The organism is Halosimplex amylolyticum (genome assembly GCF_051414035.1).
Lineage (GTDB): Archaea > Halobacteriota > Halobacteria > Halobacteriales > Haloarculaceae > Halosimplex > Halosimplex amylolyticum.
The window spans coordinates 28814-43307 of the sequence record NZ_JBLKNW010000015.1; the positions used below are offsets into that span (position 1 = coordinate 28814).

General features: G+C 69.4%; 17 protein-coding genes. 7 read left to right on the forward strand and 10 right to left on the reverse strand.

Going from position 1 to position 14494, the window contains the following annotated elements:
• Positions 1-15: 15 nt before the first annotated feature.
• Both ACMGFE_RS25435 and ACMGFE_RS25440 read right to left on the reverse strand, forming a co-directional pair.
• Positions 16-744 (reverse strand): methyltransferase domain-containing protein, encoded by a 729-nt coding sequence (locus ACMGFE_RS25435; protein WP_436928070.1) that lies wholly within the window; start codon positions 742-744, stop codon positions 16-18.
• Positions 741-1133 (reverse strand): nascent polypeptide-associated complex protein, encoded by a 393-nt coding sequence (locus ACMGFE_RS25440; protein ID WP_436928071.1) that lies wholly within the window; start codon positions 1131-1133, stop codon positions 741-743. The genes ACMGFE_RS25435 and ACMGFE_RS25440 overlap by 4 nt, the downstream gene beginning before the upstream one ends.
• A 144-nt stretch (positions 1134-1277) precedes the next feature.
• On the opposite strand from ACMGFE_RS25440, the gene ACMGFE_RS25445 reads away from it, so the two are divergent.
• A complete protein-coding gene (locus tag ACMGFE_RS25445) occupies positions 1278-1772 on the forward strand; it encodes an Lrp/AsnC family transcriptional regulator (protein WP_436928072.1) in 495 nt (164 codons plus the stop codon).
• A 176-nt stretch (positions 1773-1948) separates the two neighbouring features.
• Positions 1949-2314, forward strand: coding sequence for a DUF7344 domain-containing protein (locus ACMGFE_RS25450; protein WP_436928073.1), 366 nt, complete (start codon positions 1949-1951; stop codon positions 2312-2314).
• Positions 2315-2641: 327 nt separating this feature from the next.
• Here the strand turns inward: ACMGFE_RS25450 and ACMGFE_RS25455 are convergent, their stop codons facing one another.
• On the reverse strand, positions 2642-3124 hold the full coding sequence (locus tag ACMGFE_RS25455; RefSeq protein WP_436928074.1) for a PUA domain-containing protein: 483 nt from the start codon (positions 3122-3124) through the stop codon (positions 2642-2644).
• Between the two features lie 182 nt (positions 3125-3306).
• Here ACMGFE_RS25455 and ACMGFE_RS25460 point away from each other — a divergent pair, with 182 nt between their 5' ends.
• Positions 3307-3492 (forward strand): hypothetical protein, encoded by a 186-nt coding sequence (locus ACMGFE_RS25460; RefSeq protein WP_436928076.1) that lies wholly within the window; start codon positions 3307-3309, stop codon positions 3490-3492.
• Positions 3493-3641: 149 nt separating this feature from the next.
• Positions 3642-5174: an HVO_2922 family protein gene (locus ACMGFE_RS25465; protein ID WP_436928077.1), complete on the forward strand. Its 1533-nt coding sequence runs from the start codon at positions 3642-3644 to the stop codon at positions 5172-5174.
• 76 nt (positions 5175-5250) lie between these two features.
• On the opposite strand, the gene ACMGFE_RS25470 is transcribed toward ACMGFE_RS25465, so the two are convergent.
• Positions 5251-5748, reverse strand: coding sequence for a LabA-like NYN domain-containing protein (locus ACMGFE_RS25470; RefSeq protein ID WP_436928078.1), 498 nt, complete (start codon positions 5746-5748; stop codon positions 5251-5253).
• Between the two features lie 43 nt (positions 5749-5791).
• Positions 5792-5974: a hypothetical protein gene (locus tag ACMGFE_RS25475; RefSeq protein ID WP_436928079.1), complete on the reverse strand. Its 183-nt coding sequence runs from the start codon at positions 5972-5974 to the stop codon at positions 5792-5794.
• Positions 5975-6113: 139 nt separating this feature from the next.
• Between ACMGFE_RS25475 and ACMGFE_RS25480 the strand changes: the two genes are divergently transcribed.
• From ACMGFE_RS25480 to ACMGFE_RS25490, 3 genes are all read left to right on the forward strand, one after another.
• Positions 6114-7103, forward strand: coding sequence for an NAD-dependent epimerase/dehydratase family protein (locus ACMGFE_RS25480; protein ID WP_436928080.1), 990 nt, complete (start codon positions 6114-6116; stop codon positions 7101-7103).
• 88 nt (positions 7104-7191) lie between these two features.
• Positions 7192-8250: an NAD(P)-dependent glycerol-1-phosphate dehydrogenase gene (locus ACMGFE_RS25485; RefSeq protein WP_436928081.1), complete on the forward strand. Its 1059-nt coding sequence runs from the start codon at positions 7192-7194 to the stop codon at positions 8248-8250.
• 185 nt (positions 8251-8435) lie between these two features.
• The gene (locus ACMGFE_RS25490; protein WP_436928082.1) at positions 8436-8942 is read left to right on the forward strand and encodes a hypothetical protein; all 507 of its coding nucleotides are present in this window, start codon (positions 8436-8438) and stop codon (positions 8940-8942) included.
• 18 nt (positions 8943-8960) lie between these two features.
• Here the strand turns inward: ACMGFE_RS25490 and ACMGFE_RS25495 are convergent, their stop codons facing one another.
• The 5 genes from ACMGFE_RS25495 to ACMGFE_RS25515 form a co-directional block, all read right to left on the reverse strand.
• Positions 8961-10556: a hypothetical protein gene (locus ACMGFE_RS25495; protein WP_436928083.1), complete on the reverse strand. Its 1596-nt coding sequence runs from the start codon at positions 10554-10556 to the stop codon at positions 8961-8963.
• The gene (locus ACMGFE_RS25500; protein ID WP_436928084.1) at positions 10553-11302 is read right to left on the reverse strand and encodes an ABC transporter ATP-binding protein; all 750 of its coding nucleotides are present in this window, start codon (positions 11300-11302) and stop codon (positions 10553-10555) included. Before ACMGFE_RS25500 ends, ACMGFE_RS25495 begins: the two co-directional genes overlap by 4 nt.
• Positions 11303-11375: 73 nt before the next feature.
• Complete coding sequence (locus ACMGFE_RS25505; RefSeq protein WP_436928085.1) at positions 11376-11942, reverse strand: NUDIX hydrolase; 567 nt, start codon at positions 11940-11942, stop codon at positions 11376-11378.
• 77 nt (positions 11943-12019) lie between these two features.
• On the reverse strand, positions 12020-12589 hold the full coding sequence (locus tag ACMGFE_RS25510) for an NUDIX hydrolase (RefSeq protein ID WP_436928086.1): 570 nt from the start codon (positions 12587-12589) through the stop codon (positions 12020-12022).
• The gene (locus ACMGFE_RS25515) at positions 12586-14415 is read right to left on the reverse strand and encodes a S9 family peptidase (protein WP_436928087.1); all 1830 of its coding nucleotides are present in this window, start codon (positions 14413-14415) and stop codon (positions 12586-12588) included. Before ACMGFE_RS25515 ends, ACMGFE_RS25510 begins: the two co-directional genes overlap by 4 nt.
• Positions 14416-14494 lie beyond the last annotated feature (79 nt).

Genomic DNA, 14494 nt, shown 5'->3' on the forward strand with positions numbered 1-14494 from the left:
CAGCCCAGCGAGTCGCTACACCCGGCGGGCGAAGGTCAGGTAGCCGGTGTGGCCGACGCCGGCCGTCGAGGGTCGCGACCCGCGGTCGTCGAAGTCCATCTCGCGCTGGATGGTCTCCAGCGTCTCGACCTCGGTCAGTCCGACGTCGTGGGCGGCCGAGACCGCTTCGCGCGTCTGTTCGACGAACGGGGAGTAGACCGCGACGTAGCCGCCGTCGCGGAGCAAATTCGGCGTCCGTTCGACCATCGTCGCCGCGTCTTCGGTGTCGAGCGTCACCACGTCGTAGCGGTCGAGGTCGCCCAGTTGCTCGGTCACGTCGCCCGTGCGCACGTCCACGCGGTCGGCGACGCCCGCCAGTTCCATGTTCTCGCGCGCCACTTCGGCGAACTCGGGATCGCGCTCGAAGGTCGTCACCGTCGCGCCGCACCGGCCGAGATACGCGGCGAGGACGCCCGTCCCCGTCCCCGCGTCGAGAACGTGGTCCGCCGACGAGACGCCGGTGTGGCCGACGATCAGCCCGATGTCGCGGGGCATCATCGGCGCGCCCGTCCGCTCGAAGTGGTTGAACAGGTCCGGCCCGCGGAGCTTCCGGACTTTGAACGGCTCGCCGATGTGCGACTCGACGATCTCGCCCGGTTCGACGTCCCCGGGCACTTCCAGCACGCCCAGGTCACACTCCAGCGTCTCGCCCGGCGAGAGCAGGTACTCGCGGCCCTCCGCCTCGTGGACGAACAGCAGGCTCACTCTAACCGCTCGATGGCCGCCGCCAGGTCGCCGTTCGTCTCTTCGAGCGCCTCGCGCGCCTCGTCCTCGCTCGCGCCCGCCCGCGTCGCGACGAGTTCGACGTCGTCGTCCGGGATCTCCGCGGCCCCGCTGTCGCCCTCGCTCTCTTCGATAACCGACTCGTCACTCCCGCCTTCGCCGAGCGCGCGCGAGTCCGGCTCGCCGACGATGGTGTAGGTCTGCTGGCCCTGGGCGTCCATGCGCTGGACGTCCGCGTCCGTGAAGACGAGCTCTTCGTCGGGCGTCCGGATGATGACCTCCTCGGCGTCGAGGTCCTGCATGTCGATCCCCATCTGCTTCATCATCTGCTGCATCTTGCGGTCGTTCATGCCGCCGCCTCCTGGGAACATACCCCCACGTCCGGTCCCCTGAGCAAAAAGCCTGGCCAACCAGCTTTTTGGCTCGGGGTCGCTCGCGCTGGACCTACCGCTGGAACCTCACAGCCGAGAGATGACCGACGCGAGACCTTTCAGTGTGGCACTCGGGATTACTGTATGGTCAAACTGGACAACGTCGATCGGGGAATCCTGCACGAGCTCCAGCTCGACGCGCGCAACCGAACCGCCCAGGAGATTGCCGACAAGGTAGACGTGTCCGCCAGCACCGTCCGGAACCGAATCGCCGAGCTCGAAGGCGACGGGGTCATCGAAGGGTATCACCCGAAGATCGACTACGAGAAGGCGGACCTCCCGCTCCAGATCATGTTCGTCTGTACGGCGCCGCCGACCGAGCGGTCGGAGATGGTCGACCAGATCCTCGACATCCGCGGCGTCGTGGACGTCCGGGAGACGCTGACGGGCCGCCGGAACCTGTACGTCGAGGCCGTCGGCACGAGCACCACCGACACCGTCCGCATCTCCGATTCGATGCACGCGATGGGCCTCTCGATCGAGAGTTCCGAGATCCTCCGCCAGCGCCAAGTCCAGCCATTCAACCACTTCTTCTTCACCGATCCCTACGCCGACGGAGACGACAACGGGGAGGACTGATCCCAGTCCTCCGATCGGCACCGGTGTGTGGAATTCGTAATTTAACGGAGTAGAATGACTGGAATCGCATCTTCTGTTGTGAGATCCCCAATTCAAACGCCCGAGATTGGGGAATGTATAATACATAATATATATGACGAGCAATACTTATCCCCGTCAACGCGTTCCCCGTAGGTGTGACAAACCGACATCCTGCAAGGGATCCACGATCGTTCGACGCGGGGAGCGACCGAACGGACGACCTGTTCGCCGCGCTGTCTGATTCGCGCCGTCGATTCGTGTTGCATTCTCTCGAGACGATCGAACACCCGATCCCCGTCGACGAACTGGCGGCGGACATCGTGGCGTGGAACCGTCAGCGACCGGAGTCCGAACGATCTGGCTCCGGGGAAGACGCGATCGAAGTGGCTCTCGTTCACAACCACCTCCCGATGCTAGCGGAGGCGGGGCTCGTCGAGTACGACGACGCCCAGCAGACGGTGGCGACGGCGGACCGAACGTCGGAAGCGAGCGAACACCTCCAGACCGTCGCGGACGACTGACGATACAGTCCGTCACCGAGTGGGGCAGAGCGGTCGGGCGGAAGGCTCGCGGCGTCGACGGGGACGAAGAGACACCGACGGGCCCGGGGAGGCCGACACGGGTGGGGCCGGCGGCGCCACTGTTTCAGTGCCCGGACCGCGAGGCGGTGTCCGTCGCCATCGACAGACGAACCCGTGGGACCTGCCAGACGGTCGTCGAAAGGATCGACTCCTCGCCGGACCGAACGGCGTCGGTCGCGCCGGAAAGCGGCGTTCGACTAGGGCCCGGCGGTTTCGGTTCAGGGGAGGTTGCGCAAATCTGCGAACGACGGGAGGGCAGTTTTCGAGCTACTCTTCGCCGGCGTCCGTAGACGGGACGCTGTCCCGGACGAACACGGCGACGCCGGTCTCGAAGTCGAGCATCCCCTGGCCGCTCAACTCCGCGCGGCCGACGGCGAGCACCTCGCCGCGTTCGTGCGTGAGGACGACTTCGTCGCCCGGGCGGATCGCGGGGTCGGCTGCGCCGACGAACTTCGCGAACGCGTTGCGTCCGTCGCGGACGAACGGTTCGCTCTCGTCGCCGACGACGACCCGGTAGCAGCCGTCCGGGAGCCCCTCGTCGAGCCGTCGCCCTCCGGCGACGCCGAGGGTGAACCGCCCGTCCGTGGCGTAGGTGACGAGGCGACCGTCCTCGCCGATGACCTGCCGCGGGCGTCCGGAACTCGTGTGGGTCACCTCCAGGTCGCCGTCGGCGAACAGGGCCGCCCCGGCGCCCCCGCCCCACTGGTAGTCGGCCACCCGCGTCAGCATCGCTCTGTCGCGCTCGTCCATCGCTCTCACGTTCGCTACGCCCCGCCTTGTATCTGTCTCACTCCGATACGGGCCGGCCCGGTCGGCGATCGTGCACATCGATACCACGCCACGTGATGTCCGATGTCTTTCACGATCGATCGTGTCCCTGTGACGGGGTTTCAGGAGAATTTATACGGATCGATTACCAAACTGCGCCTGTTATGACAGAGACGGATACACGGAAAGTCGCGTTCGGCCTCGTGTTGCTGGCGGTCAGCACGGTCCTCATCTTCGGTCCCGGGACGCTCGGCGCCGCCGTTCCCTTCGCCGCTATCGCCGCGGGCACGCTCGGGCTCGCCGCCGGCGCACTGCTCGTCGGCACCTCCTCGGACGGCCGCCCGGTCTGAACCGACCGTCGCGGTCTGTCGCCCCGCTGCGGAACTCTCCCCGCCTCTCCCTTTCTCTCCGGCGATTTCGAGCGTCGATAGCCACGCGCGCGGTGGTTGAATGGTTGTGCACCTTTAACTGCCCGGAATACATCTAGTAGTTACGACACATGTCAGGCGAACGGTCAAATCCGGACGTGATGGTGCAGTGGTACCGCAATCGGATCGCGGAGCCGACCACCGACGACGAGGTGTACGGATACTGGGTGTTCGTCTTCGGGATCCTGCTCGGGATACTCGGCATCCTGCTCTTCCTGACGAGCGACGTCGGGACCGCGACGACCGTCGGGAAAGCGGGGATCGGACTGGCGGCGATATCGCTCGTCCTCCTGATGATAGGACCAGTGATCCGCCTGCCGCTCCGGCGAACGGCCACCCTCGTCTCGTACGCCGGCGGGGCGGTGGCGCTCTTCGGCGTCGCCGGCTTCCTGACGGCCTATCCCGGGTGGCGCGAGTCGGGGCTGGCCATCCCGGTGATCTCGCTGTACGCCTTCGGACTCGTGTTGATCGCCGTCGGCGCCGCGCTCGTCCCGATCGTCGGGGGCACGCGACGGGTCCCCGAGGCAGAGACCGCCGCCGCCGCAGAAGCGGAGACCGACTCGGTCGCGGCCGCGGAGCCCGACCCCGACCCGGAACCCGAAGCCGCCGACGAACCCGCGGAGAGCAAGGCCCGCTTCGAGGTCTTCGAGGACCGCGGCGGCAAGTGGCGCTGGCGGCTCCGCCACCGCAACGGGAACATCGTCGCCGACGGCGGCCAGGGGTACAGCTCCCGGCAGAAGGCCGAGCAGGGCCTCGAAAGCGTCCGCAGTAACGCCGGTGGCGCCCCCGTCGTCCGCGAGGAAGTCGAAGTCGAGGCGGAGGAAGACCCCGCCGTCGAACCCTACCCCGAGGGCGAGAGCCAGGGGACCTTCGAGGTCTACGAGGACGCCGGCGGCGAGTACCGCTGGCGACTCGTCCACACCAACGGGAACATCGTCGCCGACGGCGGCCAGGGGTACGCCGACCGGAGTGCGGTCGAGGACGCCGTCGAGCGCGTCCGCGACTACGTCGGTGCGGCCGACTACCTCAGGGTCGACCCGACCGCGTTCGAGGTGTACCGCGACGCCGCCGACGAGTGGCGCTGGCGGCTCATCCACCGCAACGGCGAGATCCTCGCCGACAGCGGCCAGGGCTACGCCGAACGCACGAACGCACAGGACGGCGTCGAGAGCGTCCGCGAGACCGTCGGCGACGAGGACGCCTTCGAGATCTTCGAGGACGAAGCCGGCGAGTTCCGCTGGCGGCTCCGCGCGAGCAACGACGAGATCGTCGCCGACGGCGGCGAAGGCTTCGCGTCCGAGCGGGGCGCTCGCGACTCCGTCGAGCGAGTCCGGGAGTACGCCACCGGAGCCAACGCGCTGGACTACACGGGCGCCGCCTTCGAGGTCTACGAGGACGGCGCCGGCGAGTACCGCTGGCGGCTCCTCCACGAGAACGGACAGATCCTGGGCGACAGCGGCGAGGGCTACGCGTCCCGGACCGGTGCGATCAACGGGCTCCAGAGCGTCAAGCGCAACGCGCCGAACGCCGACTTCGACGACCTGGACGCGGCCGACGACGTCGAGGACGTCGGGGACGCCGGAGACGCCGACGGCCAGCACTGACGAATCGCTGTTTTCTTTGATTTCACCGTCGGGAAACGATTTCGACGGCGAGGATTGCGCTAGCCGGGAGGGCGATTCAGAGGAGGAACCGCTCTGTGTCTTCGCTCATGTCCGTGAAGTGGTCGGCGGCGGCGACCAGTTCCTCGGCGGTCGACTCCTGGAAGGCCATGACCTCGGTCCGGACGCCCTCGTGGCGCAGGTGCGAGCACAGCCGCGAGAAGTCGCCGTCGCCGGTGGCGAGCACGACGGTGTCGACGTGGTTGGCGAGCGTCACGGCGTCGAGGCTCATCCCAACGTCCCAGTCGGCCTTCTTCGAGCCGTCGCCGAAGGTCTTGATGTCCTTGATCCTGGTCTCGAAACCGATGTCGACCAGGGCCTCGAAAAACGTCTCCTCCTCGGGGGAGTCGGCGCGGATGACGTAGGCGACGGCGCGGGTGAGCTGGCGGCCGGCGACCGCTTCGTCGAGCAGGGACGAGTAATCGATGTTGCGAGTGTAGAGACTGCGAGCCGTGTGATAGAGGTTCTGCGCGTCGGCGAGGACCGCGACGCGCTGTCCCGGATGGACGTTTTCCATGCGTGTGGGTGGACGGGCCGCCCGGATAGCTCTTTGGCTCCCGTCAGGTCCACGTCCTGAGGCACTCGAGCGAACAGAACGGCAGGTCCACCGTCGCCGGCTCGCCGCCGTCCGTGCGCGCTTTCGCCCCGCTGTCGCCCTGGTCGTCCGCGTCGGCGCCCCGGTCGACGTGTGCCCGAAGCGTGTACGCCGGTGCCCCTTCGTCCCGACAGTTTGCGCACTGCATGGTCCACACCGCGGCCGGACCACCCATTGTTATACGGCGTATAAACCCGTTCACGTCGCAGATCTCGGGTTCTTCGGGGCTGGGCCGAGGTCGTCCGCAGGCCACCCGAATTTAAGCGCGAGAGGTCCCAATCGCCGGTATGACTCGACAGGCGCTGTTCGTCGGCGGGACCCGGTTCATCGGGCGCCACGCGGTCCGCGAGTTCCGCGACGCCGGCTACGACGTGACGCTGTTCCACCGCGGCGAGCACGAGAGCCCGTTCGCCGACGACGACGGGGTCGACCACGTGCGCGGCGACCGCACCGACGACGGCGATCTCGCCGACGCCGCGGCCGTCGACCCCGACGTCGTCGTCGACCTCGTCGCGTACAAACCCCGTGACGTCCGCACGGCGACGCGGGTGTTCGACGACGTCGACGCCTACGTCTACGTCTCCAGCGGCGCCGCCTACGGCGCCGAGGAGGTCCCCAAGCGCGAGGGCGAGACGGCGCTCGAACCCTGTTCCGACGACCAGGCGACCGACGACTCCTACGAGACCTACGGCCCACGGAAGGCCGAGGGCGACCGCGCGGTGTTCGCCGCCGCCGAGGACGGGGTGAACGCGCTGAGCCTCCGGCCGCCCGTCGTCTACGGCCCGCACGACTACACCCGCCGGTTCGACTACTGGATCCAGCGCGTCGCCAACTACGACCGCGTGCTCGTCCCCGGCGACGGCACCAATCTCTGGCACCGCGTCGCCGTCGAGAACGTCGCGCGCGGTCTTCGAGCCGTCGCCGAGGAAGGAACGCCCGGCGAGGCGTACAACGTCGGCGACTGGCGCCTCCAGACGCTCCGGGAGACCGTCGAGACCGTCGCCGACGCCCTGGAGACCGACGTGGACGTCGTCACCGCCGGCCACCGCGAACTCGCCGCCGCCGGGCTGGAACTCGACGACTTCCCGCTCTACCGCGATCCGCCGCACGTCCTCGACACGAACAAGCTCCGGTCGCTCGGCTGGGATCCCGTCCCTCCGGAGGAAGCCATCGCCGAGACCGTCGAGGCCTCACCCGAGCGCGATGCCGACGAGGCGCAAGAAGGCCCCGATCGCGAGGCGGAAGAGCGGGTGCTCGGCGTGCTGGACACCCTCTGAGTTCACTCGGGACCGCGGCTCCTCGGGGACTTCGACGGGAGATCGCGAGGACGAAACCATTTTTCAGGCCTCCCGCGAGAGGTAGTGTATGTTCGACAAGTCGACCTGGATCCGGTTGCCGCGGAACGTGGTGGTGGGCCACGGCGTCCTCGACGACACCGTGGCGGCCGTCGACGAACTTCACCTCGCAGGCGACCCGCTGATCGTCACGAGCCCGACGCCGGCGGAAGTGGCCGGCGACCGGGTCGTCGAGCGCTTCGCCGACGCCGGATTCGACCCGCAGGTCGTCCGCATCGAGGAGGCGACCTTCGGCGCCGTCGAGGCGGTCATCGAGGTCGCCGCCGCCGAGAGCGTGGGCTACCTCGTCGGCGTCGGCGGCGGCAAGGTCATCGACGTGACGAAGATGGCCGCCGAGGACGTCGACAAGGGGTTCGTCTCCGTCCCGACCGCCGCCAGCCACGACGGCATCGTCTCCGGCCGCGCCTCCATCCCCGAGGGCGACACCCGCCACAGCGTCGCCGCGGAACCGCCGCTGGCGGTCGTCGCCGACACCGAGATCCTCGCCGACGCCCCCTGGGAGCTCACCACGGCGGGCTGCGCCGACATCATCTCCAACTTCACCGCCGTCCGTGACTGGGAGCTCGCCCACCGCCTGAAGAACGTCGAGTACCACGAGTACGCCGGCGCGCTCTCGCGGATGACCGCCGAGATGCTCGTCGAGAACGCCGACTCGATTCGGCCCGAACTGGAGGAGTCCGCCTGGATCGTCACCAAGGCGCTGGTCTCCTCCGGCGTCGCGATGTCCATCGCCGGGTCGTCGCGGCCGGCCTCCGGCGCGGAACACCTCATCTCCCACCAGCTAGACCGTATCGCGCCCGGAAAGGCCTACCACGGCCACCAGGTCGGCGTCGGCTCGATCATGACCGAGTACCTCCACTCCGGCCCGAAGGGCCAGTGGCGCGACATCCGGGACGCCCTCGCGAGCATCGACGCGCCGACGACCGCCGACGAACTCGGCATCGACGGCGACACCGTCATCGAGGCGCTGACGACCGCCCACGAGATCCGCGACCGCTACACCATCCTCGGCGACGGCATGAGCGAGGAGGCCGCCCGCGAAGCAGCCCGCGTGACCGGCGTCATCTGAGAGCGATGCGACGACCCGCCGCGGAGAGCCGAAGCTGACGGCACGATCGGCACTCCGAGAGCGAGTACCGTCTCGGGTGGAGATCTCTCCTCAGCGAGCCACGTGTGCAACCGATTCGAATGGTACCCTCCCGATTCCCTCCCGGTCCCAAGGCCTTTGGTCGACACGGTGAGTGAGTACCGTCAGTGACCGACTGGATCGCGGAATACACAGACACGGACGACCTGAACCGGAAGTACGAGCTCCTCCGCGCGGAGATCTCCCGACTCCGTGGACGGAGAGACGACATCGAATTCTTCGACGAAGAGGCAGTCGGGAGGACGCTCCGTCGCCTGAACGAGACGGTCACCGGCGACCTGATCGTGTTCGTCGCGAACGACTTCGGGATGCCGAGGGCGTACCGTCCGAGCGGCGTGGACCGGGACGCGCAGGACGAGATTCGGCAGGCGATCCTCCGCGACAAGTACGACGATTCGAACGAGGACCTGGACGCGATCCGCCGCGAGTTGCTGCGCGACCACCCGGCCGTCCACAAGGCCATCGTCGCGACGTCCTCCGAAGAGACCGTCCGATACCACCTCCCCGAGGGGTCGAGCGAGGGGACGAACTTCGTCACGGTCCGCGAGATGGTCGGACTGATCGACTACACGACGAACAGCGCCCAGAGCGACGGGCTATCCCGCACCTATTGACGCGAGAGCCCGCGTCGCTCACTCCACCGAGTAGCCGTCGAGTTCGGCGACAGCGTGGCGGTACGCCAGGCGACCGACCGCGAGCGCGGCGAGGACGGTCACGCCGACGCCGCCGACCAGCGTCGGAGGGTCGAGCCGTCCGGACAGGGCGAACACGCCGATGGCCCCGAAGCCGGGCGCGGCGATCGCGACCATCCCGAGGGTGTAGACTGCCGAGGCCGATTTGTTGGGGATCTTCACGCTCGTGCCGAGCAGGCCCTCGGAGTCCGGGGGGTAGTGCATCCCGAGCGCGAGCGACAGCAGCGGCGCGAGGAGGACGAGCGAGACCGCGAACGCGCCGACGGCGGCGACGAACAGGGGGAGCCGCGGCCCGGCGCCGAGGGCGACGCCCAGCGCGGCGCCGACGACGAGCGGCATCGCCGGGAGGGCGACCGCGAGCGCCTTCGCACGGACTACGGTCTCGCCGGCGAGCCCGGAGGTGAGCAGGCCGGGGAGCGCGTCGCCCTCGGTCCCGAGCGGGTTGAGGGTGAACCCGCTCCCGGCCGCGAGGGACCCGGCGAACGCGACGATCGGCGGGTACATCGCCGCCGAGAACGGGCCGCTGTAGACCAGCTGCTCGCCCATGACGAGCCCGACGAAGATCCCCGGGTAGACGTACCAGAGCATCTTCGGCGTGCGTTTGGCGCGGCGCCACGTCACGTCGATGAGCGTCGCGGTGGGCCGCGGGACGACCGACGCGAGCACGTCGCGGACCGGCGTCTCGATCCCGGTTTCGGTCGGGTCGGACTCGTCGCTCGATCCGACGGTGTGGTCGCCGTACCAGACCGCTTCCGCGAGGGCGACCGACGCCGCGACGGCGACGACGACCAGCGCGAGCGAGACCGCGAGGAAGCCGCCGGCGAGCGCCGGCGACGCGCCCGCGCCAGGGACGGTCACGAGCAGGAGGTCGCCGGCCCACGAGAGCGGGGTCACCGAGAGGGCGGTGCTCACGTACTCGCGGGTGAACAGGACGAGGTAGAAGAGGCCGAGCATGCCGACGCCGAGGCCGAAGCGGGCGTTCTTCGAGAGGTCGTAGCCGTCGAGGACCCACCGGGCGGCGAAGCCGACGGGGGAGGTCACCACGCCGGCGACGACGAACAGCCAGAGGCTGCCGCCGACGAGCGAGACGGCGGCGAGCGGTTCGCCGGCCCCGAGCGCGAAGGCGACCCCGGCCGTCAGCGCCGCGGGCCAGAACAGCGCCGTCCAGACGGCGGTCTGGCGGGCGACGCTCCCGACGACGACGGCGCGGGTGCTCGTCGCGGTCAGGAAGGCGACGTAGCGGTCCTTGAACTCGCTGTTGCCGCCGGCGGCCCCGAGCACGCCCATCAGCGAGAGGAGGACCAGCCCCGACAGGGCGACGGCTCGGACCCTGGCCACGGGTTCGGCGGCGTCGCCGCTGGCGAACTGGCGGCCCAGGTCGTAGGCGCCCGGGCCGACGACGCCCGAGATCTGGAGGGCGAAGAAGGCGGGGATGAGGACGAAGAAGGCGGTCATCCGCGGCGACTCGCGGACCTTCCGGTAGGTCTGTCTGAGCGCGGTGCGCGTGACGACGACCGCCGGTCCCGCCGTCCTCATGGTCGCTCTCGCAGGCGCGCGGTCGGGTCGTCCTCGGTCGTCAGTTCGACGAAGGCGTCCTCCAGCGTCTCGCCGTCGAGGTCGGCCTTGAGCCGCTCGGGGTCGTCCTCCGCGAGGAGTTCGCCGTCGTAGAGGAGGCCGACGACGTCGGCGAGTTCGTCGACGACCGGGAGGACGTGCGTCGAGAGGAAGACGGCCGTGCCCGCGTCTCGCAGCTCGGTGAGGACGGCCTTGAGCGTCCGTGCCGCGTTGGGGTCGAGGCCGCTGGTCGGTTCGTCGAGGAAGACCACGGCCGGTTCGTGGACGATGGCCTGGACGACGCTCGTCTTCTGTTTCATCCCCTTGGAGTAGGTCTCGATGCGGTCGTCGGCCGCGTCGAGTTCGAACCGCTCCAGCAGGGCCGGGATACGTTCACGGGCCGTATCGCGGTCGAGGCCGCGCACGTCCGCCACGGCCGAGAGCTGCTCGCGCGCGGTGAGTTTCTCGTAGAGCGGCGGCGTGTCGGGGACGTAGCCGATGTGTTCGCCGAGCCGGTCGCGCTCGCGCACGTCCACGCCGGCGACGGTCGCGGTCCCCTCGCTGGGTCTGGTCAGCCCGGTCAACAGGCGCATCGTCGTCGTCTTGCCGGCGCCGTTGGGGCCGAGAAAGCCGTAAACGGTCCCGCGCTCGACCGTCAGGTCCAGCCCCTCGACGGCGGCGACCGACCCGTATCGCTTCGTGAGCCCGTCGGTCTCGATGGCTGCCACTGCCGGGGAGTAGGAGCCAGCGCAGTGCTAAGTGTTCCGGTGGCGCCGTTCACGCCGCCCGCTGGGACGCCGGTCAGTGCGTGGGGACGGCCGAGTCGGGGAGGGTCGGGTGCCACCGGACGCCGTCGGGTGGCGCCTCGCGCTCGACCGCCGAGTCGTCGCCCCCGTCGGCGGCCGCCTCCTCGTCGACGGCCGCAGCGCCGTCCGTGACGGCCGGTCCCTCGCCGTCGGTCTCCGCCGTGAAGACCGCAATCAGCCGGTAGACCGGCGGGCGCTCGGAGTCTGACTCGTCGCGGATTCCGAGGATAGTCACCCGCGCGAGGTCGGTGAGATCGCAGTCGACGCCGGTCCGATCGCGGATCGCCCGTTCGGTGCCGGCGACGACCCGCTCGCTCGCCCGCGGTTCGCCGTGTGGCACGACCCACTCCCCGTCGTTCTCGACCAGGAGCACGTCGTCGCGCTCGTTGTACAGTTGCACGTACGCGTCGACGATACCCCGTCTGCAGCGCTCGCCGGTGCGCTCGTACGCTTCGCGCGGGACCGCGAGCGTCGTCTGGTTCACCGGGAACCCGCTGTAGTCCTCCTCCAGTGCCACCAGCCGCTCTTCCACCCGGTCCCGGGAACCCTCGGCCACGGACATCGTCCGCATCTGCGCGTACTCCCCAATAAACCCGTCTGTTCGTTCAGCCCGCGCGGAGCCCTCGATGTCGCGACTCGTCACTCGCTGGCCGGGAACGGCCGCTCGACGACTTCCGGGTAGAGCGCCGCGTCCGGACGCGACTCGAACCACGCGACGTCGGCGATCTCGCCCTCGCGCGGGCGGGGCTCCCCGCCCTCGTACGTCCCGTCGAAGATGACGATGAGACTCGCGAGCGCCGGACGGTCGGGGTCGGTCTCGTCGACGAGTTCGAGGACGTGCGCCTCGCGGATCCCCGTGACCTGACACCGGACGTTCGTCTCCTCGCGGACTTCGCGGCGGGCCGCCTCCGCGAAGGACTCGCCGGCCTCGCGTTTGCCGCCGGGGTCGGCCCACCCCTCGTCGCCCTCGTTGCGGACGAGGAGGACCGCGCCGTCGTCGTTCGTGATCCACACGCCCGCACCGCCGTTCGCGCCTTCCGCGATGCGGTCGCGGTCGCGGTCGTAGGCCGCGGGCGACATCTCCCAGCGCTTCTCGACGCGCTCGAACCCGTCGTCGCGCTCGCGCAGGTCCCCCAGCCAGTCGTCCACCCGCTCGCGCGAACGGGCTGCGAGGTCGCGCTCCGCCGGCCGTTCCGTCTCGTCGCTCATACGTGTTCGTCGAGGAAGTCCACGACCGCGGTGTAGGCTTCGATCTTGTTCTCGCGCTTGGAGATCCCGTGGCCCTCGTCGTCGAAGACCAGCTTCTCGACGGGGACGCCCTGTGCGGCGGCCTCCTCGGCGATCTGTTCGGCCTCGCCGACGGGGACGCGGGGGTCGTTCGCGCCGTGGAGCACGAACAGCGGCGACGCGATGGCCTCGACGTTGTTGATCGGCGAGACCGATTCGAGGAACTCGCGGTCCTCCTCGAGCGACCCGTACTCGGCTTCGCGCAGTTCGCGGCGCCACGGCCCGGTGTTCTCCAGGAACGTGACGAAATTGGCGATGCCGACGACGTCGACCCCCGCCGCCCACAGGTCGGGGTACTCCGTCAGCGCCGCGAGCACCATGAACCCGCCGTAGGAGCCGCCCATCGCGACGACGCGGTCGGGGTCGACGGCCTCGTGGTCGGTGAGCCACTCGACGGCGGCCGCGACGTCCGCCACCGAGTCCATCCGCTTTCGCACGTCGTCGAGGTGCGTGTACTCGCGGCCGTACCCCGTCGACCCGCGAACGTTCGGTTCGAAGACCGCGTAGCCCCGCGAGAGGAAGTACTGCGTCAGGCCGCCGAAGGAGGGGCGGCGCTGACTCTCGGGCCCGCCGTGGATGTCCACTATCACGGGCGTCCGGCCCGGCTCCCACTCGTCGGGCAGCGAGAAGTATGCCGGGATGTCGCGGTCGTCGAAGGTCGGGTACCGCACGAGGTCGGCCTCGACGAACGTCGACTTCGGGATGCCGGCCGTCGAGGCGTCGGTCCACCGCTCGACGTCGCCCGATTCCATCTCGACCACGTAGACGTTCGTGTTCTCCGTGCGGCCGCTGGCCGACAGCGCGAACCGTTCGGCGTCGTCGTCGAAGGCGACCCCGCCGGCGAGGTTCCCCGGAAGCGCCGGCGTCGGGAACTCGTCGATGTCGGTCGGCCCGGCGAGTTCGCCGACGGTGAGGTCCGTGTATCCGTCGACGTTGCGCGAGTAGACCAGCCGACCCGTCTCGTCGTCGAGCGCGACGCCGCCGACGTTCCACTCGCCGCCGTCGGCCACGGTGTCGAGCGCCGCTGCCAGGTCGGCCTCGTCGGGGTCCGCCCCGAGCGCGTCGAGGTCGAGCCTGGCGAGGTACTTCGTGTTCGACTCGTAGTCCGTGGTCAGGTACAGCGCGTCCCCCTCGGGACTCCACTGGGCGCTCGTGAACCGCACGTCGCCCTCGTGGGGCGTGAGGTGACGCATCTCGCCGGTGTCGAGATCCAGAACGAACAGGTCCTGGTCGAAGTTCCAGTGGGCCTGCGAGACGAGCAACCGGTCGTCGTCGGGCGCCCACCCGCCGACCGACAGCCAGCCGTCGCCCTCGTGAACGAGCGTCGCCGCGTCGCCGGTCTCGGTACGGTCCTGGACGTACACGTCGAAGACGGACTCGTCGCGGCGATTGGAGGCGAAGGCGAACCGGTCGCCGTCGTGGGACCAGCCGCCCCAGCGGTGTTTCGCGTCCGGATGGGCGGTCAGGTTCGCGACGGTTCCGTCGGCGGCGTCGAGCCGGTAGAGCTGCGCGCGCTCGTTGCCGCCCTCGTCCATCCCGAACGCGAGTTCGCGGCGCTCGGGCGACCACGACGCGAAGGTGACCCGTTCCTCGTAGAACGTGCGCTGGACCGGCCACGCTTCCGGGGCGTCCAGGGTCCAGACCTGCGGCGTCCCGGTCGCGTCCAGCATGAACGAGAGCGTCCCGTCGGGCGCGAACGACGCACCGTACGCGCTCCGGACGTTGAGATACCGGTCGAGGTCGTACATGTTCCGGGCAAACGGTGGGACGGAGAAAGTCCTTCCGGGCGTTCGACCGCTGGACGCGAGACGCCGACGGTAGGCGTGT